Source organism: Tessaracoccus lapidicaptus (assembly GCF_001693815.1).
GTDB lineage: Bacteria > Actinomycetota > Actinomycetes > Propionibacteriales > Propionibacteriaceae > Arachnia > Arachnia lapidicapta.
This window is the reverse complement of sequence record NZ_MBQD01000001.1, coordinates 90,411-116,703: the sequence shown is the minus strand read 5'-3', so window position 1 is coordinate 116,703 and position 26,293 is coordinate 90,411. Positions and strand designations below refer to the sequence as shown.

The window sequence follows — 26,293 nt, the reverse complement described above, 5'->3', positions numbered from 1 at the left end:
GGCGTGAGCCCCTGACGAGCTGAAGGGCCGGGCAGCGATCAGCTGCCCGGCCCTTTCGTCATGTCCGGCGGCGGTCCCGGCACGGCGTGCGCCGGGACCGACCGGGTCAGGAGCGCTTCTGGATGGCGGCCCACTCGTCGCGCAGACCGACGGTGCGGTGGAAGAGCATGGGCTCATCGAGGTCGACGGCGAAGTAGCCGAGCCGCTCGAACTGCACGACCTCACCGGGGGAGGCGTCGGCCAGGGCCGCCTCGACCCGGCAGCCCTCCAGCAGCTCTCTGGAGTGGGGATTCACGTCGTCGAGGGCCTCCCCGGTCGCCTCGCCCGGGGCCTCGGCCGTGAACAGCCGCTCGTACAGCGCGGCGGTGGCGTTGACGGCATGCGGGGCCGAGACCCAGTGCATGGTCGACTTCACCTTGCGCCCGTCCGGGGAGTTGCCGCCGCGTGAGGCGGGGTCGTACGTCGCGAGGACCTCGACCACCCGGCCGGCATCGTCCTTGACCACGTCGGTGGCCGTGACGAAGTACGCGCCGCGGAGCCGCACCTCGCGTCCGGGGGAGAGGCGGAAGTACTTGGGCGGGGGGACCTCGCGGAAGTCGTCCTCCTCGATCCACAGCTCGCCCGTGAACGGCACCTGGCGGACCCCGTCCTCGGCACGCTCCGGGTTGTTGGGCACCTCGAAGTACTCGACCACCGGGGAGCCGTCGGCGTCCACCGGCCAGTTCGTCAGGGTGAGCTTGAGCGGCCGCAGCACGGCCATCCGGCGCTGCGCCGTCTCGTTGAGGCTGCGGCGCACGTAGCTCTCCAGCGCCTCGATGGACTGGCGCGCGTTGGTGCGCGTCGTGCCGACCTCGCGGCAGAAGTCGCGGATGGCGGCCGGCGGATAGCCCCGCCGCCGCAGGCCGCGCAGCGTCGGCATGCGCGGGTCGTCCCATCCGTCGACGATGCCGTCCATCACCAGCTTGGCGAGGCGCCGCTTCGACGTGACCGTGTGAGTGAGCTCGAGGCGGGCGAACTCGTACTGGCGCGGCGGGTCGGCCACCCCCAGTTGCGTGAGGAACCAGTCGTAGAGCGGTCGGTGCGATTCAAACTCCAGCGTGCACAACGAGTGCGTCACGCCCTCGATGGCGTCGGACTGCCCGTGCGCCCAGTCGTAGGTCGGGTAGATCGCCCACTCGTCCCCGGTGCGGTGATGCTCGACGCGGCGGATCCGGTACATGATCGGGTCGCGCAGCTGCATGTTCTCGTGGTTCATGTCGATCTTCGCGCGCAGCACCCGGCTGCCGTCGGGGAACTCGCCGGCGCGCATGCGCCGGAAGAGGTCGAGGTTGTCGTCGACGGACCGGTCCCGGTACGGCGACTCGACGCCGGGACGGCCGTAGCCGCCGCGCCCCGCAGAGATGGCCTCGGGGTCCTGATCGTCGACGTACGCGAGGCCCTCGCGGATGAGCTGCTCTGCCCAGGCGTACAGCGTGCCGAAGTAGTCCGACGCATAGCGGACGTCGGCGGGCTCGTAGCCCAGCCACTCGATGTCCTCGATGATGCCCTCGACGAAGCTGGTGTCCTCGGTCTCCGGGTTCGTGTCGTCCAGGCGCAGGACGCAGATGCCGCCGAAGTCCGCCGCCACGCCGAAGTCGACGACGATGGCCTTCGCGTGACCGATGTGCAGGAAACCGTTGGGTTCCGGGGGGAACCGGGTCTGCACGCGGCCGCCCCGACGGCCGGCCGCGACGTCGGCCGACACGGCGTCGTAGATGAAGTTGGAGGGGAGGGCGGACGGCTCGGTCATGGGGGTCAAGGTAGCATGACGCCGCCCGGCCAGCCGGTCAGCCGGCCGTGCCGAGGAGCTGCCCGACTCCCGCGATGACGAGGATCGGGACGGCGACGATGACGGCCACGACGAGGGCCACCAACGCCGCCGCTGCGATCCAGTACCGCACGGACGCCTGGCGCACGAGTTCGCGGTTCTCGATGGTGCGGTTGAGCAGCCGCAGGTTCTTCTTGTTCGCCCGGAAGGCGACGTCGAAGAAGGCGCCGATGAAGGGCACCATGCCGAGCAGCCAGTCGAGCATCGAGTTGCCCACCATGCGCGCCAGCACGGGGACGGGCGCGCGCAGGCGGATGGCGTCGAGGAGCACCACGCCGCCGAACGCGGCCCCGACCGCGGTGCCGGCCCACGGCACCAGCGACAACAGCGGATCGACACCGACCCGCACGCTCGTCCCGGGCACCTGCACGAGATCGTCCAGGAGGTAGCTGAACGCCTTCGTCAACCGCGCCGGCTCGGGCTGCGGGTCGCCGTCGGGGCGGGGGAGGCGGCCGGCGGCCGCCTCGGTCACGGCCTCGCGGGCACGCTGCAGCGCCTTGGCGGGGGTCGGCCCGGGTTGCGTCGTCATGTCTCCCAGCATGCCCGATAGGGTGAAGCCACTATGAGCGAATCACGCATCCCCGCCCGCACCCGCGTCGCCCCGTCCCCGACTGGCGATCCCCACGTCGGCACCGCGTTCATGGCGCTGTTCGACCTCGCATGGGCCCGGAAGACCGGCGGGGCGTTCGTGCTGCGCATCGAGGACACCGACCAGAACCGGCTCGTCGAGGGCAGCGAACAGCAGATCTACGACTCCCTCCAGTGGCTGGGGCTCAACCCTGACGAGGGACCGCACGTCGGCGGGCCGTACGCGCCCTACCGGCAGTCGGAGCGACTCGACACCTACCGCCCCTACGTCGACCAGCTCATCGCCGATGGCCACGCCTACCACTGCTGGTGCAGCTCCGAGCGCCTCGCCGGTCTGCGGAAGGAGCAGGAGGCGGCCAAGCAGTCGGTCACCGGGTACGACCGGCTGTGCCTCGGCAAGACCCGCGAGGAGCGGGCGGCGCTGCCCGGCTTCTCCGAGACGCCGGTAGTCCGCATGCTCATCCCGGACGATGCGCCACTCGAGTTCGACGACATCATCCGCGGCACCGTCAAGGCGCCCCGGCCGGACGACCAGGTCATCCTCAAGGCCGACGGCTTCCCGACCTACCATCTCGCCGTCGTCGTCGACGACCACCTCATGGGCATCAACACCGTCGTGCGCGGCGAGGAGTGGATCTCCTCGACCCCCAAGCATGTGCTGCTCTACGACTGGCTCGGCTGGGAGCGGCCCGCGTTCGCGCACATGCCGCTGCTGCGCAACACCGACAAGTCCAAGATCTCCAAGCGGAAGAACCCGGCCGCGCGGCTCATGTGGTTCAAGGAGCAGGGCTACCTGCCCGAGGCCGTGCGCAACTTCCTGCAGCTCCTCGGCTACGCGGGGGACGAGGACGCCGAGGTCAAGAGCTTCGACGAGTTCGTGGCGGACTTCTCGTGGGACAAGGTCAACACCGTCGGGCCCATCTTCGACCTCAAGAAGCTGGACTGGCTCAACGGGCACTACATCCGCGCCCTCAGCGCGGGTGACCTGGCCGACCGCATCCTCGAGTTCGAGCAGGAGCGGTGGGCACCGACGGCGGAGCAGGCCGAGCTCCTGCGTCGCGCCGTGCCGATCATCCAGGAGCGCCTCGTCCTGCTCAAGGACGCGTTGCCGCAGCTGGACTACCTGTTCGTCGACGACGCCGCGCTGACCGTCGAGGAGGAGGCCGTCGCCGCCCTCCCGGACAGCGCCGGGGCGGTCCTCGATGCCGCGGTCGCCGTCGCGGAGTCGGTGCCGTTCGACGCGGCCTCCATCCAGGCCGCGTTGAAGGAGCGCATCGTCGAGGGGATGGGCATCAAGGCGAAGTTCGCGTTCGCGCCCATCCGCGTCGCCGTGTCGGGGCGCAGGGTGTCGCCGCCGCTGTTCGAGTCGATGGAACTGCTGGGCCGCGACGCCACGCTGGCCCGCCTCCGGTCGCTGCGCGCCTCCTTGTAGGGCGGGCCGGAGCTGAGTCGGGTGACGCGGTGCCGGACGGTGGGGCCGGGCCGCCCGCGACAAGTTGAGCCTGCCTCGCTCAAGAATGCGCCGTCGGACTTGACTTCGTAGTTGAGCGGAGTATACTCAACTACGTAAGCCGTAACCAGCACCAACACAGTCGAAAGGAGCACAGATGCCTGGCTTTGACCCGTTCCGCGACTTCGACCGCCTGCTGAGCGACGTGACCCGCACGCCCGCTTCGGTGGCGATGCCGATGGATCTCTACCGCACGGGGGACGACTTCGTCGCCCACATCGACCTCCCGGGCGTGGACCCCGCAAGCATCGACATCGACATGGACGGCGCCACCGTCACCGTGCGTGCCGAGCGCAAGCTCCCCGTCGACTCCGACGTCCAGTGGCTGACCCGTGAGCGTGCCGCCGGCACGTTCGCCCGCCAGCTCACGCTCGGACGCGGGCTCGCGACCGACCGGATCAGCGCCTCGTACTCCGACGGCGTCCTGACACTGACGATCCCGGTCGCGGAGACCGCCAAGCCCCGCAAGATCGAGGTGCAGCACACCAGCCGCAGCAACGAGATCGAGGGCAGCGTCGAGGAGTCGCAGCAGGAGGGCTGATCCTCCGCGGAGACAACGGCGCGGGGCCGGGGTGACGATACGTCGCCCCGGCCCCGTCGTCGTGCCCGGCCGTCAGCCGCGGCCGTGAGGGGTGCCCCAGCCGCTCAGGTCCGGCCCCTTCGGGACGATGCTGAGCGGGTTGAGGTCGGTGTGGACGACGTAGTAGTGCTGCTTGATCTGGTCGAAGTCCACGTTGTTACCGAAGCCGGGGGTCTGGAACAGGTCCCGGGCGTAACCCCACAGGTTCGGCAGCTCCGTCAGCTTCTGCCGGTTGCACTTGAAGTGACCGTGGTAGACGGGGTCGAACCGCACGAGCGTGGTGAACAGCCGGATATCGGCCTCAGTGATCGCGTCGCCCATGAGGTAGCGACGGCTCGCCAGACGCTCCTCGAGCCAGTCCATCGCCGTCCACAACCGGTCGTAGGCCGCGTCATAGGCCTCTTGGGAGCCGGCGAAGCCGCAGCGATAGACGCCGTTGTTGACCTCGGTGTAGATGCGGCGCATGACATCGCGCATCTCGGGGCGCAGCTCGGCGGGCCACAGGTCAGGCGCATCGGGCCGGTGGTGGGCCTTCCACTGGAAGAAGAGGTCCTCCGTGATCTGCGCGAAGTCGTTCGTGACGACCTGCCCCGTCTCCACCTCGACCATGGCCGGGACCGTGATGCCGCGCGGGTAGCCCGGGAATCGCCGCTCGTACGCCTCCTTGAGCCGGTGGATCCCGAGGACCGGGTCGAGTCCGTCGGGGTCCAGGTCGAACGTCCACGAGTCGGAGTCGTGCGTGGGGCCGGGGGTGCCGAGCGAGATGACGTCCTGGAGCCCCAGGACGTCGCGGACGATGATGGAGCGGTTGGCCCACGGGCACGCATACGCGGCGACCAGCCGGTAGCGCCCGGGCTCGACGGGGTAGTCGTCCGTGCCGGCCCGCGGCTCGGCCATGATGCGCGTCTCGATGTAGCGGGAGTCGCGGGTGAACTCCTTGCCCTTGACCGAGTAGACGCCACCGGTGGAGTGCTCTTCGTTCTCGCTCATCCCCCGAGCCTACGCGGCCGGGCTGCGCGGGCTCAGCCCTTCAGCCAGGAGCGGATCGTCCGCACCCGCTGCTCGACCTCGGCCTGCGATGCCTGGGCGAGCTTCGGCCCGCCGCACTCGCGGCGCAGATCGGCGTGCACATGGCTGTGCGGCACGCCCTTGATCCCCGCGTACTGCGACACCAGCGAGTTGAGTTCCTTCCGCTTCGACGCGAGGGCCCGGTGCAGCGCCACCTCGGGCTCCGCCTTGCGGTCCTGCCGCTCACGGCGTCGCAGCTGGCGTCGTTGCCGGTCCGCGAGCAGGGCGCTCACCTGGCTGGGCTCCAGCAGGCCGGGCAGCCCCAGGTACTCCTCCTCGTCGGCCGACGTGGGCTCGGCGTGCATCCCGAACGCCTGCGCGTCGAACAGCACGTGGTCGAACGTGGCGGACGACTCCAGTGCCTCGAACTGGCCGAGCAGGTCGTCTGAGGCCTTCTCGCCCTGGTTGGCCTGCTCGATGAGGGCCTCGGTCTCGGCCCACAGATCCGTCTCATCGGTCTTCGGCCGGCCGAGGACGTGGTCGCGCTGCTTCTCGATGGTCGCCGCGTGCGCCAGGAGGACCGGCACGGTGGGGAGGAACACCGTCGCGACCTCGCCCCGGCGACGGCTGCGCACGAAGCGGCCCACCGCCTGGGCGAAGAACAGCGGCGTCGAGGTCGCCGTCGCGTAGACCCCGACGGACAGCCGCGGCACGTCGACGCCCTCGGACACCATCCGCACCGCCACCATCCAGCGTTCCTGCGAGGCGGAGAAGCCGTCGATCTTCTCCGTGGCCTTGGCGTCGTCGGACAGGACCACGCACGGCTTGGTCCCCGTCAGGTCGTGCAGCAGGCGTGCGTAGGCGCGGGCGGTGGTCTGGTTGGTCGCGATGACCAGGCCACCCGCGTCGGGGATGTGCCGGCGGACCTCGGTCAGCCGCGTGTCCGCCGCCCGCAGGACCGCGGGGATCCACTCGCCGGTGGGCGCCAGCGCCGTCCGCCAGGCGTGCGCGGTGAGGTCCTTCGTCATGGGCACGCCGAGGTCCGCGGCCAGCTCGTCGCCCGCCTTGGTCCGCCAGCGCATCTGCCCGCCGTAGTTCATGAACAGGACGGGCCGCACGACGTGGTCGGCCAGCGCCTCGCGGTACCCGTACGTGTAGTCGGCCCGCGACTGTGTCACGCCGGGCGCGATCTCGTCGTAGGCGACGAACGGGATCGGATGCTCGTCCGACCGGAACGGCGTACCGGTGAGCGCGAGCCTGCGGGTGGCGTGCGTGAACGCGAACGTGATCGCCTCGCCCCAGCTGCGCGAGTCCCCGGCGTGGTGGATCTCGTCGAAGATCACCAGCGTCTCCTTGGAGTGACACAGCGCCTCGTAGACGTAGGACCGCGCCGCGACGCCGGCGTATGTCACCGCGGACCCGTGGTACTCCTTGGCCCGGCCGCGCCGCGACGACCCGCCAAGGCCGGGGTCCAGCTGAATGCCGACGCGCGCCGCCGCGTCCGCCCACTGAACCTTGAGGTGTTCGGTGGGGGTGACGACGACGATCCGCCGCACAGCGCGAGACGCCAGCAGGGTCGTCGCGACGCGTAGAGCGAAGGTCGTCTTGCCGGCTCCGGGCGTGGCGACACACAGGAAGTCGCGCGGCTGGTCGCGTTCGTACTGGTCGAGCGCCGCCGCCTGCCAGGCGCGCAGCGACGACGCCGTACCCCACGCCGCGCGTTGCGGGAAGGCGGGGGAGAGGTGGTCTAGCGCGGAGGAAGACATACGGTCGGTGACTCTAGCCAACGGTCGCCGCGACGCCCAAGCCCCGACACGCCGTCGGGTCAGCCGGCGCGGAGGTCCTCGTACGCGGCCAGCGCCCGCGCCCTGCCGGCGGCCAGCTCGACGACGGGGGCGGGCCGCGGAGTGTGCTCCCCCCGCCAGGAGCGGGGCGCGGCGGCCGCGAACCGGCGCGCACCGTCGGCCGCCGCATCCAGCCAGTACCGGCGGTAGGCGCCGCGCGCGTCGAACTTCGCGGCCTGCGTGTCGGGGTTGAAGATGCGGAAGTAGGGCGAGGCGTCGGGCCCGCAGCCGGCCACCCACTGCCAGTTCATGGCGTTCGACGCGGGGTCCCAGTCGGTGAGGGTGCGCTCGAACCATGCCAGGCCGACCCGCCAGTCGGTGAGGAGGTGCTTGGTGAGGTAGCTGGCGGTGATCATGCGGACCCGGTTGTGCATGCGCCCGGTCGCGAACAGTTCCCGCATGCCGGCGTCGACGATGTCGACCCCCGTCTCGCCGCGACGCCACAGCTCCGCGACGGGCCCGTCTCCGTCCCACGCGAACCGCTCCCACTCGGGCCGCCAGCAGCGGACGCCGAGGCCGGGCGACTCGTGGAGCAGGTCGCGGGCGAACTCGCGCCAGGCCAGCTCGGACAGGAACGTCTCCACACCGGGGGCGCCGGCTCGGTCGCGGGCCACGATCCGGGAGCCCGCAGCGCCGGGGCCGGCAGCGGGGACGCAACCGGCACCTGCCGGAGCGCCTTGAAGAACGGTGAGTAGACCTTGAAGGTCCCGCCGGCGCCGGTGCGCACCGAGCCGCGCGGCACGAGGTCCGCCGTCGGGTGCAGGTGCAGCGCCGCGCCGGCCGCGGCGACCGCCTCGGGGAGGCCGTCGTCGCCGGCGAACGGGAAGCCCGCGGTGGTGTGAACCGCTGAGGCGCCGGTCTCCGCGACGACCGCGGCGAGCACGTCGCGCGGGTCCCCGCGGCGGACGGTCAGGCGGCTGCCCCGGGCCCGCAGCTCGTCGTCGAGGGGGCGCAGGCTGAGCGCCTGTCGCTCCGCGGACGCCGGATGCGCCGCGGCCTCCTCAGGGTCCAGGACGACCAGCGGGATGACGGCGCCGGCGGCGGCGGCCGCGACGAGAGCGGGATGGTCGTCCAGCCGCAGCACGCGGCGGAACCAGCAGATCGTCGTCATGCCCGCACCTTCCGGCCTGGGCGCGGTGGGCGGGAGGCCCGGCGCCGGTCGACCTGAGTCTAGGGGCGCCTCACGACAGCCGCCGCAGCTGGCCGAGGTCCCGCGGGGCCAGCTCGGCCACGAGCGCGAGGTACAGCTCGGCGCAGCCGAGGGCGTCGATCATCGCGTCGTGGCCCCGGTAACTGGGCAGCCCCGCCCGCGCCCGCAACCGCCACAGGCGCAGCGCGTCGCGGGGGAGGTCCTCGTCGAACCCGAGGGCCCGGTGGCCCAACGTCAGGGTGTCGACGGCGGGCAGGTCGATGCGCACGCCGTGGACCCGCCGGACCGCCTCCGTGAGGAAGCCCACCTCGACGGCGGCATGATGTGCGAGCAGGACCCTGCCGGCCAGCCGGTCGAACAGCCGGTCCAGGGCCTCCGGCAGTGGGACGCCGGCTGCCAGGTCGTCGTCGGTGATGCGGTGGATGGTGGCAGACTGGCCGACCTCGCTGCCCGGGTCGACCACCAGGGCCGTGGCGGTCCCGAGTGGGATGCCGAGCCCGTCGACGTCGACCATGCCGACCTCCAGGATGTGGTCGGTCTCCGGCGACAGCCCCGTGGTCTCGAGGTCGACCGCCAGCAGCGGAAGCTCCCGGACCGGCGTGCCGCGGGGCGGCGGGGCGGCCGCGAGGAACCGCCTGAGGCCGCCGTCCGGGACCCGGTCGGCCAGGCGCGGGTTGGTGGGGCGCCACCAGCTCATGAGATGAACTGCGTCTGGAAGGTGACCGTCAGGGCGGTCTGGGCCTTCGCGACGATGGTGAAGGCGTCGCGCAGGTGTCGGCGCTCGAACTCCGACAGCTCGTCGGGCGCGATGAAGTTGTCCGGCTCCGCTCCCGACGCGACGAGCCGCCCCTGGTGTTGCAGCCGGGTGTAGCCGAGGAACTCGTGCGCGTCGAGGAGGTTGGCCACGTCCACCCCGTGCTGACCCACCGCCAGCAGACGCGCCCGGGTGGAGATCTGCGGGAGGCCGCGGTGCAGGGCGTGGACGCGGGCGATGTCGACGATGGGGTTGATGCCGCCCAGTTTGATGTCGAGTCGGTCCCGGTGGCGTCCCTTCTTCTCCACGACGAACCCGCGGAGGAATCCGATGGGCACCTCGGTGTCGTTGACGTGGCGGGCCAGGTGGCCGAGGAAGCGGCTGGACGAGGGGGTGGCCGCCAGGACGCGGCGCTGGAGGGCGTCGGCGAGCGAGCGGTCGCCGTACACGGGCCGCATGTCGAAGAAGATCGACGAGTTCAGCACGGCCTCCGACGTCGGCGCCGCCAGCCAGTCGGCGAATTCGCGCAGCCACCCGGCCAGGGGGCGCCGCCAGCGCGGCGTCGTCGCCATGGCCCCACCCTTGCAGCGGGGGAAGCCGCATTCGGCCAGCGCCGTCGTGACATACTCGGCCAGCTCCGCGAAGTATGGCTCGTGGTCCGGGCGGGCGTCGTCGTGCAGGATCATCGCGTGGTCCTGGTCCGAGCCCAGTGCCTGCTCCTGCCGGGCCAGCGATCCGAGCGCGACCCAGCAGTACGGCACGGGCGGCGGGCCGAGGCGACGCTCGGCGAGGTCCAGGAGGCGCTGCCACAGCGCGTCGGTGGTGCGGCTGACGATGCGCGTGATGTCTTCTGCGGTCGCGTCCTGGCGCAGGAGCCGGTCCACCAGACGCGGCACGCGGCCCATGACGCGCGCCAGCCCCGCGACATCGGACTGCCGCGCCAGGTCGCCGACGATGTACAGCGGGCTCGACCGCTCCAGCCGCATCAGGTCCCCGGAGGTGACCATGCCGACCACCCGGTCGCCGGCCATGACCGGCAGGTGGTGGATGCGGTGCTCGACGAGGCTCAGCAGCACGTCCAGGGCCAGCGCGTCATCGCCGATCGTGAACGGCTCGTGCGACATCACCTCGGTGAGCGGCGTGCTGGGCGGGACCGCCCGCGCCACCACCCTGCGCAGGTCGCGGTCGGTGAGGATGCCGGCGAGCCGGTCGCCGTCGAGGACGAGGATGGACGAGACCCTGCCGTCGTCCATGGCCTGGGCGGCCTCCCCGACGGTGGCATCGGTGCGGATGCCGATCGGGTCGCGGGTGACCATGTCGCGGACGGGGACCTGCAGGATCGGCCCGCCCTCCGGCTCGCGGCGCGTCGCGTCGGCCAGCCGCGACTCGGTGAAGTAGCGCCGCACCTCCGGGATGGCGACGAGCTCGCCCACGACGTCGCGGTCGAACGCCCACAGCAGCGTGTCCTCGACGGCGGTGAATGTGAACCGCGACGGACGCTGCTCGATGATCGACGACTGGCCGAAGCAGGCGCCCTCCTCGTCGTGGTCGACGAGCGCGCCCGCGGCGTCGACGATCTCCACGACACCGGACCGCACGACGAACATCGCGGTGGGTTGGTCTCCCGCGGAGAGGATGACGCTGCCGCGCCGGGCGTAGCGGCCGACGGCGAGGCGGGCGTAGTGCGCGACCCGGCCCGGCGGGAGCAGCGACCAGGGCTCGCGGGCCGCCAGGAACTGGGTCACCTCGGCCAACTCGGACACGGCTGATCTCCTTCGATCGGTCGGTGGTCGAGAGCCTACCGCCGCACGGGTCGGCGGTGGCGCCGGAAGGGTGGGGGTGGGTGCGCGACGGTTTCCTACAAGTAGTAGTATCAAAGCATTCGTTGGCGACATCGCGGTGGCCGGCTCCCCGAGGGAACCGTCTACCGGGGTGATCGGTCCGCGGTGCCACCCGTGCAGGTACATCAGTCCCATCACCAGGAGCACCATGACGGCCTCGGCCACCCTCGACGCCCCCACCACCCCCAGCGACCCGTGGAGCGGTTTCCGCCCCGGTCCCTGGCAGCACGCGATCGACGTCAGGGACTTCATCCTCACCAACTTCACGCCGTACACCGGTGACGCGTCGTTCCTGTCCGGGCCGACGGCCAAGACGCTGAGCGTCTGGGAGACCCTCCAGCGCGACTACCTGAGCGTCGAGCGCGCCCGCCGCGTCTACGACGTCGAGACCAGCATCCCGGGCGACGTCGACGCCTTCCCCGCCGGCTACATCTGCTCCGACGACGACGTGATCGTCGGCCTGCAGACGGACACGCCCCTCAAGCGGCCCATGATGCCCGCGGGTGGCTGGCGCATGGTCGAGACGGCCATCCGTGAGGCCGGCCTCGAGCCGGACGAGCGCGTCAAGGAGATCTTCACCCGCTACCGCAAGACCCACAACGAAGCGGTCTTCGACATCTACACCCCGCGGATCCGCGCGGCCCGCAGCGCCCACCTCATCACGGGCCTGCCGGACGCCTACGGCCGCGGCCGGATCATCGGCGACTACCGCCGCGTCGCGCTCTACGGCGTCGACCGCCTCATCGAGGCCAAGCGCGCCGACATGGACGCCATCGCGGACCAGCCGTTCTCCGAGAACTGGGCCCGGTACCGCGAGGAGCACGCCGAGCAGATCAAGGCGCTGATCAAGCTCAAGAACCTCGGCGCCAGCTACGGCTTCGACCTCGCCCGCCCGGCGGCGACCTTCGTCGAGGCCGTGCAGTGGACCTACTTCGCCTACCTGGGGTCCGTCAAGAGCCAGGACGGCGCCGCCATGAGCATCGGCCGGCTGTCCGGCTTCTTCGACGTGTACGCCGAGCGAGACCTCGCCGCCGGCACCCTGACCGAGGAGGCCGCGCAGGAGGTCATCGACGCGCTCGTGACCAAACTGCGCATCGTCCGCTTCCTCCGCACGAAGGACTACGACCAGATCTTCTCCGGCGACCCGTACTGGGCCACCTGGTCCGACGGCGGCTTCGCCGACGACGGCCGCACGCTCGTGACGAAGACGTCGTTCCGTCTGCTGCAGACTCTGCGCAACCTGGGCCCCGCGCCCGAGCCCAACATCACGATCTACTGGGACGCCGCGCTGCCGCAGGGATACAAGGACTTCTGCTCGCTGATCTCGATCGAGACCAGCGCGCTGCAGTACGAGTCGGACTCCGAGATCCGCTGCCACTGGGGCGACGACACCGCCATCGCCTGCTGCGTCTCGCCCATGGCCGTCGGCAAGCAGATGCAGTTCTTCGGCGCCCGGCTCAACGCGGCCAAGGCCCTCCTGTACGCCATCAACGGCGGCCGCGACGAGATGACCGGCAAGCAGGTCGTCGACGGCTACGCGCCGCTCGACGGCGACGGCCCGCTCGACTTCGACACCGTCTGGGCGAAGTACGACGCGATGCTGACCTGGGCGGTCGAGACCTACGTCGAGGCCCTCAACATCATCCACTACTCGCATGACAAGTACGCGTACGAGGCCATCGAGATGGCGCTGCACGACGACGAGATCATCCGCACGCTCGGCTGCGGCATCGCCGGCCTGTCGATCGTCGCCGACTCGCTGGCGGCCATCCGCTACGCCACGGTCACCCCGGTGCGCGACGAGTCCGGGCTCGTGGTCGACTACATCACGGAGGGCGACTTCCCGAAGTACGGCAACGACGACGACCGCGCCGACGAGCTCGCCCAGCTGGTCGTCGCCACCGTCATGGACAAGATCCGCCGGATCAAGCTGTACCGCGACGCCGTCCCCACGCAGTCCGTGCTGACCATCACGTCCAACGTCGTCTACGGCAAGGCGACCGGCGCGTTCCCCTGCGGACACCAGGCCGGGACGCCGTTCGCGCCCGGCGCGAACCCGCGCAACGGGGCGGACACGCACGGCATGCTCGCGTCCATGATGAGCGTCGGCAAGCTGTCCTACGACGACGCGCTCGACGGCATCTCGCTCACCAACACCATCACCCCGCCGGCGCTCGGCCGCACGGAGGAGGAGCGCGTGCGCAACCTGGTGGGCATCCTCGACGCCGGCATGGGGGAGGGGCTCTACCACGCCAACATCAACGTGCTGAACCGCGAGACGCTCCTCGACGCCATGGAGAACCCGGAGAACTACCCGCAGCTGACCATCCGCGTGTCGGGCTACGCGGTGAACTTCGTCCGGCTCACCCGCGAGCAGCAGCTCGACGTCCTGTCGCGGACGTTCCACGAGGCGCTCTGAGCCCGGTGTCGGTGCTGGCGACGACTGAGGCCCCGGCCGGGCAGCCGGCCGCGGGCCGTGCGTCGTCGATGCTGGGCGGCATCCCGACGGCGGAACATCTGGACCGCTCCGCGCTGCTCGCCGCGCAGCGCGCCGGCGAGGTGGGGTCGGTGCACTCGTGGGAGCTGGTGACCGCCGTCGACGGCCCGGGCACCCGGATGACCACCTTCCTCGCCGGTTGCCCGCTGCGCTGCCTCTACTGCCACAACCCGGACACCATGAGCGCCGCCCGGGGCGTCCCCGTGCTGGCCGACGACCTGCTCGCGCGGATCCGGCGCTACCGGGGCGTGTTCCGCGCCACCGGCGGTGGCATCACCCTGTCGGGCGGTGAGGTGCTCCAGCAGCCTGCGTTCGCCACGCGGATCCTGCGGGGGGCGCGGGAGTTGGGGGTGCACACCGCCATCGACACCTCGGGCTTCCTCGGCCGGCAGGCTTCGGACGAGCTGCTGGCCGACGTCGACCTCGTGCTGCTGGACATCAAGGCCGGCGACGACGACACCGCCCGCCGCGTCACCGGGCGCCCCCTCGCGCCGACGCTCGAGTTCGCCCGCCGCCTGGAGACGTTGGGCATCGAGACGTGGGTGCGGTTCGTCCTGGTCCCCGGGCTGACCGACGATGACGCGACGGTGTCGCGGGTGGCGGACCACGCGGCGTCGCTGCGCCAGGTGACCCGGGTGGAGGTGCTGCCGTTCCACCAGATGGGGCGGGAGAAGTGGGACGAGATCGGGCTGCCGTACGCGCTGACCGACACCCCGCCCCCGACGCCCTCCCAGGTGGACGTGGTCAGGGACGTGTTCCGCGCCCGCGGTCTCACCGTCTACTGAGCCCCGCCGCAGTCCTCCGGCGCTCCCACCCGGCACGACACGCCGTCGAACTGGCTCGTCGACGGCGCCTGGGGGCTCGGGACAGCAGTCGGGCTGCTATTCGTGCTGCGGGCCGGCGTCGGGCCCCCCCGATTTGGTCACCCGGGGCAGCCATGCCAGAATGGTCAGGTTGCTCCGCGAGGGGTGGGTGTCTTCCATGTCGCCGGCCCCGAGAGTGTGATCGAGCTCAACCCGGCTGGTCTGGGTCCGCCTCTCAGGTGGGACCCTCGGATCGGCTCGCGGGTAACAGCGCGACACTCCCGACCTCGGGGGCTGGAGTGACAAGGGGTTTCACCCCCAGGAACTTGAAATTTCCAAAGGGCTAGAGAAGAAGGAACGACTGTGGCTGGACAAAAGATCCGCATCAGGCTGCGGGCGTATGACCACGAGGTCATCGACAGCTCGGCGCGCAAGATCGTCGACACCGTGACCCGCACGGGTGCGAAGGTGGCCGGCCCGGTGCCGCTGCCGACCGAGAAGAACGTGTACTGCGTCATCCGTTCGCCCCACAAGTACAAGGACAGCCGCGAGCACTTCGAGATGCGTACGCACAAGCGGCTGATCGACATTCTGGATCCGACGCCGAAGACGGTCGACTCGCTCATGCGGCTCGATCTTCCCGCCGGTGTCGACATCGAGATCAAGCTTCCGTGAGGTCTGTAGAGATGAGTGAACGAATCGTGAAGGGCATCCTGGGCACCAAGCTCGGCATGACCCAGCTCTGGGACGAGAACAACAAGGTCGTCCCCGTGACCGTGATCCAGGCCGGCCCGTGCGTCGTGACCCAGGTCCGCACCCCCGAGACCGACGGCTACTCCGCCGTGCAGCTCGGCTTCGGCGCCGTCAAGGCGAAGAAGGTCACCAAGCCGGAGGCCGGGCACTTCGCCAAGGCCGACGTCACCCCCCGCAAGCACCTCGTTGAGTTGCGCACCGCGGACGCCGCCGAGTTCACCCTCGGGCAGGAGCTGAGCGCCGAGGTCTTCGCCGATGGCGAGATCGTCGACGTGACCGGCACCACCAAGGGCAAGGGCACCGCGGGCGTCATGAAGCGCCACGGCTTCCACGGCCTCAAGGCCTCGCACGGTGTGCACCGCAAGCACCGCGCCCCCGGTTCCATCGGCGGCTGCTCCACCCCCGGCAAGGTCTTCAAGGGCCTCCGCATGGCGGGCCGGATGGGTAACGAGAAGGTCACCGTCCAGAACCTGAAGATTCACGCCGTCGACGCGGAGCGTGGCCTGCTGCTGGTCCGTGGGGCCATCCCGGGCAACAAGGGCTCCCTCGTCGTCGTCCGAAGCGCAGCCAAGAAGGGTGTTGTCTCATGAGCGATCTGACCGTTGACGTCGTCGACGCCAAGGGCAAGAAGGCCGGCAAGGCCGATCTGCCCGCGGAGCTGTTCGACGCGCAGACCAACATCCCCCTGATCCACCAGGTCGTCGTGGCGCAGCTCGCGGCCGCCCGTCAGGGCACGCACTCCACCAAGACCCGCGGCGAGGTCCGCGGCGGTGGCATCAAGCCGTGGCGCCAGAAGGGCACCGGCCGCGCCCGTCAGGGTTCGCGTCGCGCCCCGCAGTGGACCGGCGGTGGCGTCGTTCACGGCCCGACCCCGCGTGATTACTCGCAGCGCACCCCCAAGAAGATGATCGCCGCCGCTCTGCGCGGGGCGCTCTCGGACCGGGCCCGCGACGGACACGTGCACGTGATCTCCGAGCTCGTTGCCGGCGAGAAGCCGTCGACCAAGTCGGCCATCGCGGCGCTGACCGCGGTCGCGGGTGACCTGAGCAAGGTGCTCGTCGTGCTCGACCGCTTCGAGGACGTCGCGTGGCTCAGCCTGCGCAACGTTCCGACGGTGCACGCGCTCGCCGTCGACCAGCTCAACACGTACGACGTGCTGGTCAACGACAAGGTGGTCTTCACCTCCGCAGCCCTCGCGGCCTTCGTGGCCGGCCCCGGCCGCGCGTCGGCCACGGCCGTCGCCACCGAGTCTGAGGCCGCCGCCGAGGCGACCGCCACCGAGACCGTCGAGCAGACGGACGAGGCCCCCGCCAAGGCCCCCAAGGCCAAGGCCGCCAAGAAGACTGAGGAGACGGACAAGTGACGCAAGCGCTGAAGATCCGCGACCACCGCGACATCATCCTGCGCCCGGTGGTGAGCGAGAAGAGCTACAACCTTCTCGATGACGGCAAGTACACCTTCGTCGTCGCCCCGCACGCGAACAAGACCGAGATCAAGATCGCCATCGAGACGATCTTCGACGTCAAGGTCACCTCCGTGAACACCCTCAACCGTCCGGGCAAGCGTCGCCGCACCCGGTACGGCTACGGCAAGACCGTCGCCACCAAGCGCGCGATCGTGACCGTCGCAGAGGGCCAGCGCATCGACATCTTCGGAGGCCCGGTCGACTGACCGGCGAGCCGCTGAGAGAAGGAACGAACACTCATGGGTATCCGTAAGTACAAGCCGACCACGCCGGGCCGCCGCGGCTCCAGCGTGTCCGACTTCGTTGAACTCACGCGCTCGACGCCGGAGAAGTCCCTGCTCGCGCCCAAGCCGAAGACGGGTGGCCGGAACAACACCGGCCGCATCACCACCCGCCACATCGGCGGCGGTCACAAGCAGGCGTACCGCATCATCGACTTCAAGCGCTACGACAAGGACGGCGTGCCGGCCAAGGTCGCTCACATCGAGTACGACCCCAACCGCACCGCCCGCATCGCGTTGCTGCACTACTTCGACGGCGAGAAGCGCTACATCATCGCCCCCAACGGCCTGGCGCAGGGCACCGTGGTGTCCTCGGGCGAGGGCTCGGACATCAAGCCGGGCAACAACCTCGAGCTGCGTCAGATCCCCGTCGGCACCACCGTGCACGCGGTGGAGCTTCGGCCCGGTGGCGGCGCCAAGCTCGGCCGCTCGGCCGGCGCGGCGATCCAGCTCGTCGCCCGCGAGGGCAAGTACGCCACCCTGCGCATGCCCTCGGGCGAAATGCGCATGGTCGACGTGCGGTGCCGCGCGACGATCGGCACCGTCGGCAACGCCGAGCAGTCGAACATCAACTGGGGCAAGGCCGGCCGCAACCGGTGGAAGGGCATCCGCCCGACCGTCCGCGGTGTCGTGATGAACCCCGTCGACCACCCGCACGGTGGTGGCGAGGGTCGCACGTCGGGTGGCCGTCACCCCGTGTCGCCGTGGGGCAAGCCCGAGGGCCGCACCCGCGACAAGAACAAGGCGAGCAACCGCCTGATCGTCCGCCGTCGCAAGACCGGCAAGAAGCGCTGATAGGGAGCCTGAGGAACAATGCCACGCAGCCTGAAGAAGGGCCCCTTCGTCGACGACCACCTGCAGAAGAAGGTGGACGTTCAGAACGAGAAGGGCACCAAGAACGTCATCAAGACCTGGTCGCGCCGCTCGATGATCGTCCCCGACATGCTCGGGCACACGATCGCGGTGCACGACGGCCGCAAGCACGTCCCGGTGTTCGTCACCGAGGCGATGATCGGACACAAGCTGGGCGAGTTCGCTCCCACGCGCACCTTCAAGGGGCACGTGAAGGAAGACAAGAAGGCCCGTCGCCGCTGAGGCGCGAGATAAGGAATTGATTCAACTATGAGCAACGAGAACGGCAACAGCCGTCGTCGCGAGACCCTGCTCGGGGATCGTCCTGGCTCGTACGCCATCGCGCGGCACGTCCGGATGAGCCCGACCAAGGTCCGTCGCGTCGTCGACCTTGTGCGCGGAATGGGCGTCGCTGACGCCCTGGTCGCGCTGAAGTTCGCGCCGCAGGCCGCTTCGGAGCCGGTGTACAAGGTTGTGGCTTCGGCCGTGGCCAACGCCGAGAACACCGAGGCCCTCCGGTCCGACGACCTCTACATCTCCAAGGCGTTCGTCGACGAGGGTGTCACCCTCCGGCGGATCCGCCCTCGCGCCAAGGGATCGGCCAGCCGCATCCTCAAGCGCGGTGCCCACATCACCGTGGTCGTCGAACCCCGCGAGACGAAGGGAGCCTGACATGGGCCAGAAGATCAACCCGAACGGCTTCCGTCTCGGCATCACCACCGACCACAAGACCCGTTGGTACAGCGACAAGCAGTACTCGGAGCTCGTCGGTGAGGACGTCAAGATTCGTGAGTACCTCACCAAGACCCTCGAGCGCGCCGGCATCTCGTCGATCGAGATCGAGCGTCGCTCCGAGCGCGTGACCATCTTCCTGCACGCGGCGCGTCCGGGCATCGTCATCGGCCGTAACGGCGCCGAGGCGGAGCGCGTCCGCTCCGAGCTGGAGAAGCTCACCGGCAAGCAGGTCCAGCTGAACATCCTCGAGGTCAAGAACCCCGAGACCGATGCGCAGCTCGTGGCCCAGGGCATCGCCGAGCAGCTGGGCGCCCGTGTCGCCTTCCGTCGCGCCATGCGCAAGGCCCAGCAGACCGCCATGCGTGCGGGCGCCAAGGGCATCCGCATCAAGTGCTCCGGTCGTCTCGGTGGCGCCGAGATGTCGCGCTCCGAGGGCTACCGCGACGGCCGCGTGCCGCTGCACACCCTCCGCGCCGACATCGACTACGGCTTCTACGAGGCCCGCACCACGTTCGGCCGCATCGGCGTCAAGGTGTGGATCTACAAGGGTGACGTCGCCGGTACCCGTGCGGAGCGCGCGGCCCAGAAGGCCGCCCGCGCGTCGGCTCCGGGTGCTCGCCAGCGTCCCGGTCGTCGTCCCGCCCGCGGCGAGGGCCGCGGTGACCGTCCCGAGCGCGGCGGCCGCCGTCGCGCCGACGCAGCCCAGGTCGAGGCCCCGGCTGCGCCCGCAACTGAGAACGCAGGAGCCTGAGCATGCTGATTCCTCGTCGAGTGAAGTTCCGTAAGCAGCACCACCCCGGTCGGGATGGCGCGGCCAAGGGCGGCACCAAGCTGGCCTTCGGCGACTACGGCATTCAGGCGCTCGAGTCCTCGTACATGACCAACCGTCAGATCGAGGCCGCTCGTATCGCCATGACCCGTCACATCAAGCGTGGCGGCAAGGTGTGGATCAACATCTACCCCGACCGTCCGCTCACCAAGAAGCCGGCCGAAACCCGCATGGGTTCCGGTAAGGGTTCCCCCGAGTGGTGGATCGCCAACATCAAGCCCGGCCGCGTGCTGTTCGAGCTCTCCGGTGTCCCGGAGGACGTGGCTCGTGAGGCGATGCGTCTGGCCATCCACAAGCTGCCCTTCAAGGCACGCTTCATCAAGCGCGAAGCAGGTGAAAACTGATGAGTAAGACTCTCACCGCACATGACCTGCGTGGTCTGTCGCGTGACCAGCTCAACGCCAAGGTCGTTGAGCTGAAGGAGGAGCTGTTCGGTCTTCGTTTCCAGGCTGCCACCGGCCAGCTGGAGTCGAGCGCCCGGCTGCGCAACGTCCGCAAGGACATCGCGCGGATCTACACCGTGCTGCAGGAGCGTAACCTCGGCATCGTCGACGAGCCGGTTGTTGAGGAGAAGTGACCATGAGCGAAGACACCACCATCCAGCGCAGCGCCCGCAAGGTGCTGCAGGGCGTCGTCGTGTCCGACAAGATGGACAAGACGATCGTCGTCCTCGTGGAGGACCGCGTGAAGCACCCGCTGTACGGCAAGGTCATGACCAAGTCGTCGCGGCTCAAGGCGCATGACGAGAACAACGACGCCGGCATCGGCGACCGCGTTCGCGTCATGGAGACCCGCCCGCTGTCGGCGCAGAAGCGCTGGCGCCTCATCGAGATCGTCGAGCGCGCCAAGTAATCTGCGCGACCGCCGACACCTGACTGCGGCCCGTTCCCCCTGGGGAGCGGGCCGCAGTCGTTGTGTGTGGGTAACCCTCAGGCCCCGGTCGACGGCAATCCGGGCGTGGTCTGGGAGATCCGGACCGACGCCGTCGGCCGGGAGTGAGGGGCGGGTGGGACCGCGGTGGGGGTCGGGGTCGGCGCGGCCGGCGGTGTCGGCTCAGGCGTCGGACTGGGCGACGGCGTGGCCTCAGGGGAGGGCGTGGCCTCGGGGGAGGGCGACGGCTCGGGCGACGGCTCCGGGGCGTGGACCAGCACGGTCTGGGAAGGGTGGCCGGGCTCGTGCGTCAGGATCACCGGCGGGCGGCTGCCGTGGCTGATGCTGACCACCGCGTCCGCGGTGTAGCAGCCCGGGAGCGTCGTGGCCGCCGCTGCAAGCCCCTCGGCCGCGAGCGCGTCGGCGGCCCGACCCCCGGTGAGATCGAGATCGGCGTAGCGGGCCGCGACCGGCGCACGGGACCAGTCCAGCCCGTCGCACTTCGACTCCGCGGAGCCGTCGCGCGGCGCGAGGGGCCCGAGCAGCCTGCCCTGGGCGACGATCGAGAGCCGGCCCCCGCCGGGCACCTCCAGCCCGGGGACACCGGTCACGCGCAGGGAGTCGGACAGCACGGCCCCGCCATCCGTGTTGGTGGCACTCAGGTGCGTGCTGACCGACGGGGCCAGCGCCAGGCTCGTCTCCGCGAGTTGCGGCCACTCCGGAGGCGGCGGAGGGGCCACGAACCGGGCCTCCTCCAGGGTCTCGACCCACGTGTAGTAGCCGGGGCCCGGATAGGTGAGCCCGTCATCAGTGGACACCGCGGCCCTGCCGTGGGCGTCATACCGACCGCGGAACGCGGCACGGCCGACGACGGGGGCGTCCTCGGCAGATGCCGCGCTGAGAGCGTCGAGAGTCGCGAACGGCCCGTACAGCGTGCTGTCCCCGCGGAACTCGGCCCCCGGCCGGCCCCCGGTCACCGTGATGATGTCGACAGCCGGCTCGCCGGCGAGCGCCAGGGGATCCCGCGTCCGCGTGGTCACGGTGGGGGAGAAGCGCGGCTCGAGGGTGGCGGACACCGTCGCGCTGACCGACACCGGGGCAGGGGCGGCGAGAAGACGTTGGACCGTGGCGGGCGTGGGGACGAACACCCGCGGGCGCGCGCCCGGCAGCCCGGCCGCGGTCACGGTGAGGGTCCCGGACGCCGGCGACGCGCCGGGCGCCGCCAGCCTGACCTGGACGCGCAGCGTCCCGTCGGCCCCCGTCGTGCTCCTCCGGCCCCGCACGGACATCGATCCGTCCGCCTGGACGTCGACGGTGACCTCGGGGACCCCGTGTCCCGCCGCGGATCGCACGGTCACCTCCACCTCGCCCGACGGATCCTCGAGAGTGGGCCGGCGCAGCCAGGCGAGGTCGATCCGGTAGGGACCGGCGAATCGCCGAGCGTCCGCGTCGAGGGCGGCGAATGCCTGTCGCGTCGCCGGGTGCGCCGCCACGACCGCGGCCCACCGGGCCGCCTCGCGCCGCCGTTGCGGCTCGTCACCGACGGTGCGCAGGCGCACGAAGTGTTCGACGGCAACGCCGGTGTCCGCCCCGGGGGACTCGCCCGTCACGGTCAGCGCCCATGCCAGTTCGGCCATGCCCCGTGCGGGAACGGGAGCGCCGCCGCGTCCATGGGGGAGTGCGGACTGGCGAGCCAAGCCCGACTGCCGGATAAGGGGCGCGCCTGAGGGGGCCTCGCGCCACGCGGTGGCCTGCCGGGGCGGTGCCGACATCAGGTCCGCGCAGTACGCCGTTCGTCCGCCCACGTGGTAGGCGCCGTACCAGTCCCGGCCGGTGCCGGGCATCACGACGAGGTGGCCGGCCTGCTCCAGCGGCCCGTCCTGCGGGCGCGCCCTGGCCGGTACGGCCCCGGCGAGGACGACGATGAGCCCGGCGAGCGCCAGGGTGAGGGCGAGGAGACGACGCATGATCCAGCTTTCTCGGGTCGACGGTGGGTCGCCTCCACACTGGGCGCTGAAGGCCCGCATTCACCGTCGGGATCGGGAGCTGTGGACAACCGCTCCCCGCTGGATCGCGCGCCCGCGCTCAGGAGTCCTGGGGCCAGCTGTCCGGAGTGGGCTGGTCCGTGTCCTCCTCGGCCCGCGAGTGGTCGGTCCAGGAGTCCTGGGGCCGGTAGCCGAGCTCCAGCATGGTGTTGGTGAGATCCCACCGCCGGTTCGGGTTGTCGGAGACGGCGTAGTAGAGCCCGAAGCGCGCCTCCGCCTCGATGGCACAGCGCACGACCTGGACGGTGTCGTCCTCGCTCAACCACATGGCGCGCAGCAGGTCCAGGTCCGTGTCGTGCGTGTCCTTGGTGCTCCACCCGATGCGCAGGGCGATGAAGTCGATCCCGTGCTCGTCGTGGTAGAAGCGCCCCAGGGCCTCGCCGAACACCTTCGACACTCCGTACAGGGAGTCCGGCCGCGGCAGCATGTGCGGGTAGACCGGCCACTGCTCGTCCCGGTCGTACATGCCCATCGCGTGGTTGGAGGACGCGAAGACGAAGCGACGGACCCCGGCTTCGCGGGCGGCCTCCAGCGCGTTGCGCATGCCGATGATGTTGGCGCTCAGGACGTCGTCCCAGCTCGACTCCGGTGACGCGGAGCCGGCCATGTGGACCACCGTGTCGACGCCCTGCATGAGCGCGAGCGTGTCGGCGTAATCGGTGAGGTCCGCGATGCGGATGCCGGAGGGGTCGTCCTCGTCAGGATGGCGGCCCTGGAGCACGAGGTCGTAGTCGTCGCGGAGCCGACGGGCGAGCAACGCGCCGATGCCGCCGGTGGCCCCGGTGATGAGGATCTTTCGCCTAGTCATTGTCCCATCCTGCCAGCGGCGCCGCGCCACGATGCGGGGATCGTGGCATCGCTGCGGTAGACTCCGCAGCAGTGCTCGGCCTGTTCTGCACCGAGTTCCTCGATTTTTCATCGCCCCGATGCCATCGCGCTGCGGAGTCGGACACACCCTCCGCGCCGGGCAGAACCGCTGCATCACCCCCACCTGGGAGTACTTTCTTCGTGACCACCACATCTTTCGGCACGCTCGGCGTGCCCGCCGACCTGTGCGCCGTTCTGGCCCAGCGCGACATCACCATCCCGACGCCCATCCAGGCCGCGACGCTGCCGGACTCGCTGGCGGGCCGTGACGTGCTCGGCCGCGGGCGCACCGGCTCGGGCAAGACCTACGCGTTCCTGTTGCCGCTGGTGGCCCGCCTGGCCTCCGCCGGCACGCGTCGCACCCCGAAGCGCCCCCGCGCGCTGATCCTCGCTCCGACCCGCGAGCTCGCCCTGCAGATCGACGAGGCCCTGGCGCCGCTGGCCGCCTCCGCCGGCCTGACGTCGCGCACCGTCTTCGGCGGCGTCAACCAGAAGCAGCAGGTCGCCGCCCTCGCGCGCGGCGTCGACGTGGTCGTGGCCTGCCCGGGCCGTCTCGAGGACCTCATCGCCCAGGGCGCAGTGTCCATGGCCGGGGTCGAGGTCACTATCCTGGACGAGGCCGACCACATGGCCGACCTCGGCTTCCTCCCCTCGGTGCGGCGCCTCCTGTCGCAGACCCCGAAGCAGGGCCAGCGCATGCTCTTCTCGGCGACGCTCGACAAGGCGGTCGGCGTCCTCGTCGACCAGTTCATGCATGACCCGGTCGTGCACGAGGCCGACTCGCCCGAGGCGGTCGTCAGCACCATGCACCACCACGTCCTGCACGTCGCCGACGATCGGCACCTCGACGTCCTGATCGACCTCGCCGCCGCGCCGGGTCGCAGCGTCGTGTTCACCCGCACGAAGCACCGGGCCAAGAAGATCGCGCGCCAGCTCAACGCCGCCGGGATCCCGGCCGTCGAGCTGCAGGGCAATATGAGCCAGAACGCGCGGGAGCGCTCGATGGCCGCGTTCCACGCAGGCACCGCCCAGACGCTCGTCGCGACCGACGTCGCCGCCCGCGGCATCCACGTCGACGACGTGGGCCTGGTCATCCACGCCGACCCGCCGGTCGAGCACAAGGCGTACACCCACCGTTCCGGCCGCACGGCCCGCGCCGGCGCCGAGGGCACGGTCGTCACGCTCATGCTCGACGCCCAGCGCAACGACGTCCGCGACCTCACCCGCAAGGCCGGCGTCAAGCCCACCGTCACCCGCGTCGACGAGCGGCACCCGGTCCTGCGCGAGATCGCCCCGGGCGAGCGGTCCTTCCCCGGCGGCATCGTCAAGGAGGAGCCGCAGCAGCCCCAGGGCGGCGGCGGTCGTCGGCGCGGGGCCGGCGGCGGTGGCCGCGACCGGTCCGCCGAGCGCGCACAGCCCTCCCGCGGCAACGCCGCGCGCCCCGCGGCGGACGGCCGTCCCGGGCGCCCCCAGCGGCCGGCCGGAGCCCGCTCCGGAGCACGGGCCGGGGCCGGTCAGGCCTCCAGCGGTGGGGCCGCCGCGTTCTCCGCGGCCACCGGTCGAGGCCGCCGTCGGGGCTGATTTCGTCCCACACGGGCGACGGGCTAGACTTTGGAAGGTTGCCCTGGGTCTGTGCCCTTTCGAGGGGACCTTTCCCGGGTCCGTGTGGCTCCCTCTCTCTCGAGCTGGGAGTTGCCTCCTGGCAAAATCCAGGGGGTTCGTTTCTAGTTTCGCAAGGCCTGTCGTGTGCGGGAACCGGTGGGACAAGGAGAAGTAATGATCCAGCAGGAGTCGCGACTGAAGGTCGCCGACAACACTGGTGCGAAGGAAATCCTCTGCATCCGTGTGCTCGGTGGCTCCAAGCGCCGCTACGCCTACCTCGGCGACACCATCGTCGCCACCGTCAAGGACGCGATCCCTGGCGGCAACGTCAAGAAGGGCGACGTGGTCAAGGCCGTCGTCGTCCGCACCGTCAAGGAGCGTCGCCGCGCCGACGGCTCCTACATCAAGTTCGACGAGAATGCCGCCGTCATCCTGAAGAACGACGGGGAGCCCCGCGGCACCCGCATCTTCGGCCCGGTGGCCCGCGAGCTGCGTGAGAAGAAGTTCATGCGCATCGTCTCGCTCGCACCGGAGGTGATCTGAAATGGCATCGCTCCACGTCAAGAAGGGTGACCGCGTCAAGGTCATCTCGGGCAAGGACAAGGGCACCGTCGCTGAGGTGATCGCCGTCGACCCCGCGAACAACCGCGTGACCGTGCAGGGCGTCAACCTCGTCAAGCGGCACCGCCGCGAGTCGCAGACCGCCAACGGCCGTCGCGTCGAGGGCGGCGTCATCACCGTCGAGGCCCCGATCCACGCCTCGAACGTGCAGCTCGTGGTCAAGGTCGACGGCAAGGACGTCCTGACCCGCGTCGGCCACAAGCGTGTCGAGGTCACCAAGCGTCGTCCCGACGGCTCCGAGTACAAGGCCGAGCGCTCCGTGCGTATCGCCCGCAAGACCGGTGAGGAGATCTGATGACCGCCACCGCCACTACCGCCACGATGCCCCGGCTCAAGGCGAAGTACCGCGAGACCATCGTCCCGGCGCTCCAGGAGGAGTTCCAGTACGACAACGTCATGCAGATCCCCGGTCTGGTCAAGATCGTGGTCAACATGGGCGTCGGCGAGGCCGCGCGCGACTCGAAGATCATCGAGGGCGCCGTCAAGGACCTCACCGCCATCACCGGCCAGAAGCCGTCGGTGACCAAGGCCCGCAAGTCCATCGCGCAGTTCAAGCTGCGTGAGGGTCAGCCCATCGGCTGCCACGTCACCCTCCGCGGTGACCGTATGTGGGAGTTCGCCGACCGGCTGCTGACGCTGGCGCTGCCCCGTATCCGTGACTTCCGTGGCCTCAACGGCCGCCAGTTCGACGGCCAGGGCAACTACACCTTCGGTCTCAACGAGCAGGTCATGTTCCTCGAGATCGACCAGGACAGGATCGACCGTGTCCGTGGCATGGACATCACCTTCGTGACGTCCGCCACCAACGATGAGGAAGGCCGCGCGCTGCTCAAGCACCTGGGCTTCCCGTTCAAGGCGGTCGACGACCCGAAGAAGCAGAAGTCGAAGCGCGGTCCCGCGTTCTACGGCAAGAAGAAGAAGTGAGCTGACC

General features: G+C 70.5%; 28 protein-coding genes and 1 pseudogene. 19 read left to right on the top strand and 10 right to left on the bottom strand.

What is annotated here, in order from left to right; all coding sequences use genetic code 11:
* Positions 1–106: 106 nt before the first annotated feature.
* Positions 107–1,789 (bottom strand): glutamine--tRNA ligase/YqeY domain fusion protein, encoded by a 1,683-nt coding sequence (locus tag BCR15_RS00610; protein ID WP_068749496.1) that lies wholly within the window; start codon positions 1,787–1,789, stop codon positions 107–109.
* Positions 1,790–1,826: 37 nt separating this feature from the next.
* The gene (locus tag BCR15_RS00605) at positions 1,827–2,396 is read right to left on the bottom strand and encodes a DUF4112 domain-containing protein (protein WP_176715156.1); all 570 of its coding nucleotides are present in this window, start codon (positions 2,394–2,396) and stop codon (positions 1,827–1,829) included.
* A gap of 111 nt (positions 2,397–2,507) precedes the next feature.
* Here BCR15_RS00605 and gltX point away from each other — a divergent pair, with 111 nt between their 5' ends.
* Together gltX and BCR15_RS00595 are read left to right on the top strand one after the other, a co-directional pair.
* Complete coding sequence (gene gltX / locus BCR15_RS00600) at positions 2,508–3,887, top strand: glutamate--tRNA ligase (protein WP_439653989.1); 1,380 nt, start codon at positions 2,508–2,510, stop codon at positions 3,885–3,887.
* Positions 3,888–4,062: 175 nt separating this feature from the next.
* The gene (locus BCR15_RS00595; protein WP_068749494.1) at positions 4,063–4,506 is read left to right on the top strand and encodes an Hsp20/alpha crystallin family protein; all 444 of its coding nucleotides are present in this window, start codon (positions 4,063–4,065) and stop codon (positions 4,504–4,506) included.
* 72 nt (positions 4,507–4,578) lie between these two features.
* Here the strand turns inward: BCR15_RS00595 and BCR15_RS00590 are convergent, their stop codons facing one another.
* From BCR15_RS00590 to BCR15_RS00570, 6 genes and pseudogenes are all read right to left on the bottom strand, one after another.
* Positions 4,579–5,535, bottom strand: coding sequence for a glutathione S-transferase family protein (locus BCR15_RS00590; RefSeq protein WP_068749493.1), 957 nt, complete (start codon positions 5,533–5,535; stop codon positions 4,579–4,581).
* Positions 5,536–5,567: 32 nt separating this feature from the next.
* Positions 5,568–7,319: a DEAD/DEAH box helicase gene (locus BCR15_RS00585; RefSeq protein WP_068749492.1), complete on the bottom strand. Its 1,752-nt coding sequence runs from the start codon at positions 7,317–7,319 to the stop codon at positions 5,568–5,570.
* 59 nt (positions 7,320–7,378) lie between these two features.
* The gene (locus BCR15_RS15180; RefSeq protein ID WP_256094418.1) at positions 7,379–8,011 is read right to left on the bottom strand and encodes an FAD-binding domain-containing protein; all 633 of its coding nucleotides are present in this window, start codon (positions 8,009–8,011) and stop codon (positions 7,379–7,381) included.
* Between the two features lie 32 nt (positions 8,012–8,043).
* Positions 8,044–8,508 (bottom strand): annotated as a pseudogene (locus BCR15_RS15450) (deoxyribodipyrimidine photo-lyase); the annotation flags it as partial.
* A gap of 70 nt (positions 8,509–8,578) precedes the next feature.
* Positions 8,579–9,244, bottom strand: coding sequence for an exonuclease domain-containing protein (locus BCR15_RS00575; RefSeq protein WP_068749491.1), 666 nt, complete (start codon positions 9,242–9,244; stop codon positions 8,579–8,581).
* Positions 9,241–11,064, bottom strand: coding sequence for a DUF294 nucleotidyltransferase-like domain-containing protein (locus BCR15_RS00570; protein WP_068749490.1), 1,824 nt, complete (start codon positions 11,062–11,064; stop codon positions 9,241–9,243). Before BCR15_RS00570 ends, BCR15_RS00575 begins: the two co-directional genes overlap by 4 nt.
* Positions 11,065–11,290: 226 nt before the next feature.
* On the opposite strand from BCR15_RS00570, the gene pflB reads away from it, so the two are divergent.
* The 13 genes from pflB to rpsQ all read left to right on the top strand — a co-directional run bounded on the left by pflB (position 11,291) and on the right by rpsQ (position 20,209).
* A complete protein-coding gene (pflB, locus tag BCR15_RS00565) occupies positions 11,291–13,561 on the top strand; it encodes a formate C-acetyltransferase (RefSeq protein WP_068749489.1) in 2,271 nt (756 codons plus the stop codon).
* 11 nt (positions 13,562–13,572) lie between these two features.
* On the top strand, positions 13,573–14,424 hold the full coding sequence (pflA, locus tag BCR15_RS00560; protein ID WP_228383382.1) for a pyruvate formate-lyase-activating protein: 852 nt from the start codon (positions 13,573–13,575) through the stop codon (positions 14,422–14,424).
* A 381-nt stretch (positions 14,425–14,805) separates the two neighbouring features.
* Positions 14,806–15,117, top strand: coding sequence for a 30S ribosomal protein S10 (gene rpsJ, locus BCR15_RS00555; protein ID WP_040284687.1), 312 nt, complete (start codon positions 14,806–14,808; stop codon positions 15,115–15,117).
* Between the two features lie 11 nt (positions 15,118–15,128).
* The gene (rplC, locus tag BCR15_RS00550) at positions 15,129–15,785 is read left to right on the top strand and encodes a 50S ribosomal protein L3 (protein ID WP_068749488.1); all 657 of its coding nucleotides are present in this window, start codon (positions 15,129–15,131) and stop codon (positions 15,783–15,785) included.
* Positions 15,782–16,558, top strand: coding sequence for a 50S ribosomal protein L4 (gene rplD / locus BCR15_RS00545; protein WP_068749487.1), 777 nt, complete (start codon positions 15,782–15,784; stop codon positions 16,556–16,558). Before rplC ends, rplD begins: the two co-directional genes overlap by 4 nt.
* Positions 16,555–16,866 (top strand): 50S ribosomal protein L23, encoded by a 312-nt coding sequence (rplW, locus tag BCR15_RS00540; protein WP_197971753.1) that lies wholly within the window; start codon positions 16,555–16,557, stop codon positions 16,864–16,866. The genes rplD and rplW overlap by 4 nt, the downstream gene beginning before the upstream one ends.
* Positions 16,867–16,899: 33 nt before the next feature.
* Positions 16,900–17,736, top strand: a complete 837-nt coding sequence (gene rplB, locus BCR15_RS00535; protein ID WP_068749486.1) for a 50S ribosomal protein L2 — start codon at positions 16,900–16,902, stop codon at positions 17,734–17,736.
* An 18-nt stretch (positions 17,737–17,754) separates the two neighbouring features.
* Positions 17,755–18,036, top strand: a complete 282-nt coding sequence (gene rpsS / locus BCR15_RS00530; protein WP_068749485.1) for a 30S ribosomal protein S19 — start codon at positions 17,755–17,757, stop codon at positions 18,034–18,036.
* A 27-nt stretch (positions 18,037–18,063) separates the two neighbouring features.
* Positions 18,064–18,465 carry a 50S ribosomal protein L22 gene (rplV, locus tag BCR15_RS00525; protein ID WP_068749484.1) on the top strand — a complete coding sequence of 134 codons (402 nt, stop codon included), beginning with the start codon at positions 18,064–18,066 and terminating at the stop codon, positions 18,463–18,465.
* A 1-nt stretch (position 18,466) separates the two neighbouring features.
* Positions 18,467–19,279 carry a 30S ribosomal protein S3 gene (gene rpsC, locus BCR15_RS00520; protein WP_068749483.1) on the top strand — a complete coding sequence of 271 codons (813 nt, stop codon included), beginning with the start codon at positions 18,467–18,469 and terminating at the stop codon, positions 19,277–19,279.
* 2 nt (positions 19,280–19,281) lie between these two features.
* Positions 19,282–19,701 carry a 50S ribosomal protein L16 gene (rplP, locus tag BCR15_RS00515; protein WP_068749482.1) on the top strand — a complete coding sequence of 140 codons (420 nt, stop codon included), beginning with the start codon at positions 19,282–19,284 and terminating at the stop codon, positions 19,699–19,701.
* Positions 19,701–19,934, top strand: coding sequence for a 50S ribosomal protein L29 (rpmC, locus tag BCR15_RS00510; RefSeq protein WP_068749481.1), 234 nt, complete (start codon positions 19,701–19,703; stop codon positions 19,932–19,934). Before rplP ends, rpmC begins: the two co-directional genes overlap by 1 nt.
* A gap of 2 nt (positions 19,935–19,936) precedes the next feature.
* On the top strand, positions 19,937–20,209 hold the full coding sequence (gene rpsQ / locus BCR15_RS00505; protein WP_068749480.1) for a 30S ribosomal protein S17: 273 nt from the start codon (positions 19,937–19,939) through the stop codon (positions 20,207–20,209).
* Positions 20,210–20,286: 77 nt separating this feature from the next.
* Here the strand turns inward: rpsQ and BCR15_RS00500 are convergent, their stop codons facing one another.
* Both BCR15_RS00500 and BCR15_RS00495 read right to left on the bottom strand, forming a co-directional pair.
* Positions 20,287–22,194 (bottom strand): hypothetical protein, encoded by a 1,908-nt coding sequence (locus BCR15_RS00500; RefSeq protein WP_068749479.1) that lies wholly within the window; start codon positions 22,192–22,194, stop codon positions 20,287–20,289.
* Positions 22,195–22,312: 118 nt separating this feature from the next.
* Entirely contained in the window at positions 22,313–23,080 is a 768-nt protein-coding gene (locus tag BCR15_RS00495; RefSeq protein WP_068749478.1) for an NAD-dependent epimerase/dehydratase family protein, read from the bottom strand.
* A 200-nt stretch (positions 23,081–23,280) separates the two neighbouring features.
* On the opposite strand from BCR15_RS00495, the gene BCR15_RS00490 reads away from it, so the two are divergent.
* The 4 genes from BCR15_RS00490 to rplE all read left to right on the top strand — a co-directional run bounded on the left by BCR15_RS00490 (position 23,281) and on the right by rplE (position 26,286).
* Positions 23,281–24,720 (top strand): DEAD/DEAH box helicase, encoded by a 1,440-nt coding sequence (locus BCR15_RS00490; protein ID WP_068749477.1) that lies wholly within the window; start codon positions 23,281–23,283, stop codon positions 24,718–24,720.
* A gap of 195 nt (positions 24,721–24,915) precedes the next feature.
* The gene (rplN, locus tag BCR15_RS00485; protein WP_068749476.1) at positions 24,916–25,284 is read left to right on the top strand and encodes a 50S ribosomal protein L14; all 369 of its coding nucleotides are present in this window, start codon (positions 24,916–24,918) and stop codon (positions 25,282–25,284) included.
* A 1-nt stretch (position 25,285) separates the two neighbouring features.
* Positions 25,286–25,657 (top strand): 50S ribosomal protein L24, encoded by a 372-nt coding sequence (gene rplX, locus BCR15_RS00480; RefSeq protein ID WP_068749475.1) that lies wholly within the window; start codon positions 25,286–25,288, stop codon positions 25,655–25,657.
* A complete protein-coding gene (rplE, locus tag BCR15_RS00475; RefSeq protein WP_068749474.1) occupies positions 25,657–26,286 on the top strand; it encodes a 50S ribosomal protein L5 in 630 nt (209 codons plus the stop codon). The genes rplX and rplE overlap by 1 nt, the downstream gene beginning before the upstream one ends.
* The last annotated feature ends 7 nt before the right edge of the window (positions 26,287–26,293 follow it).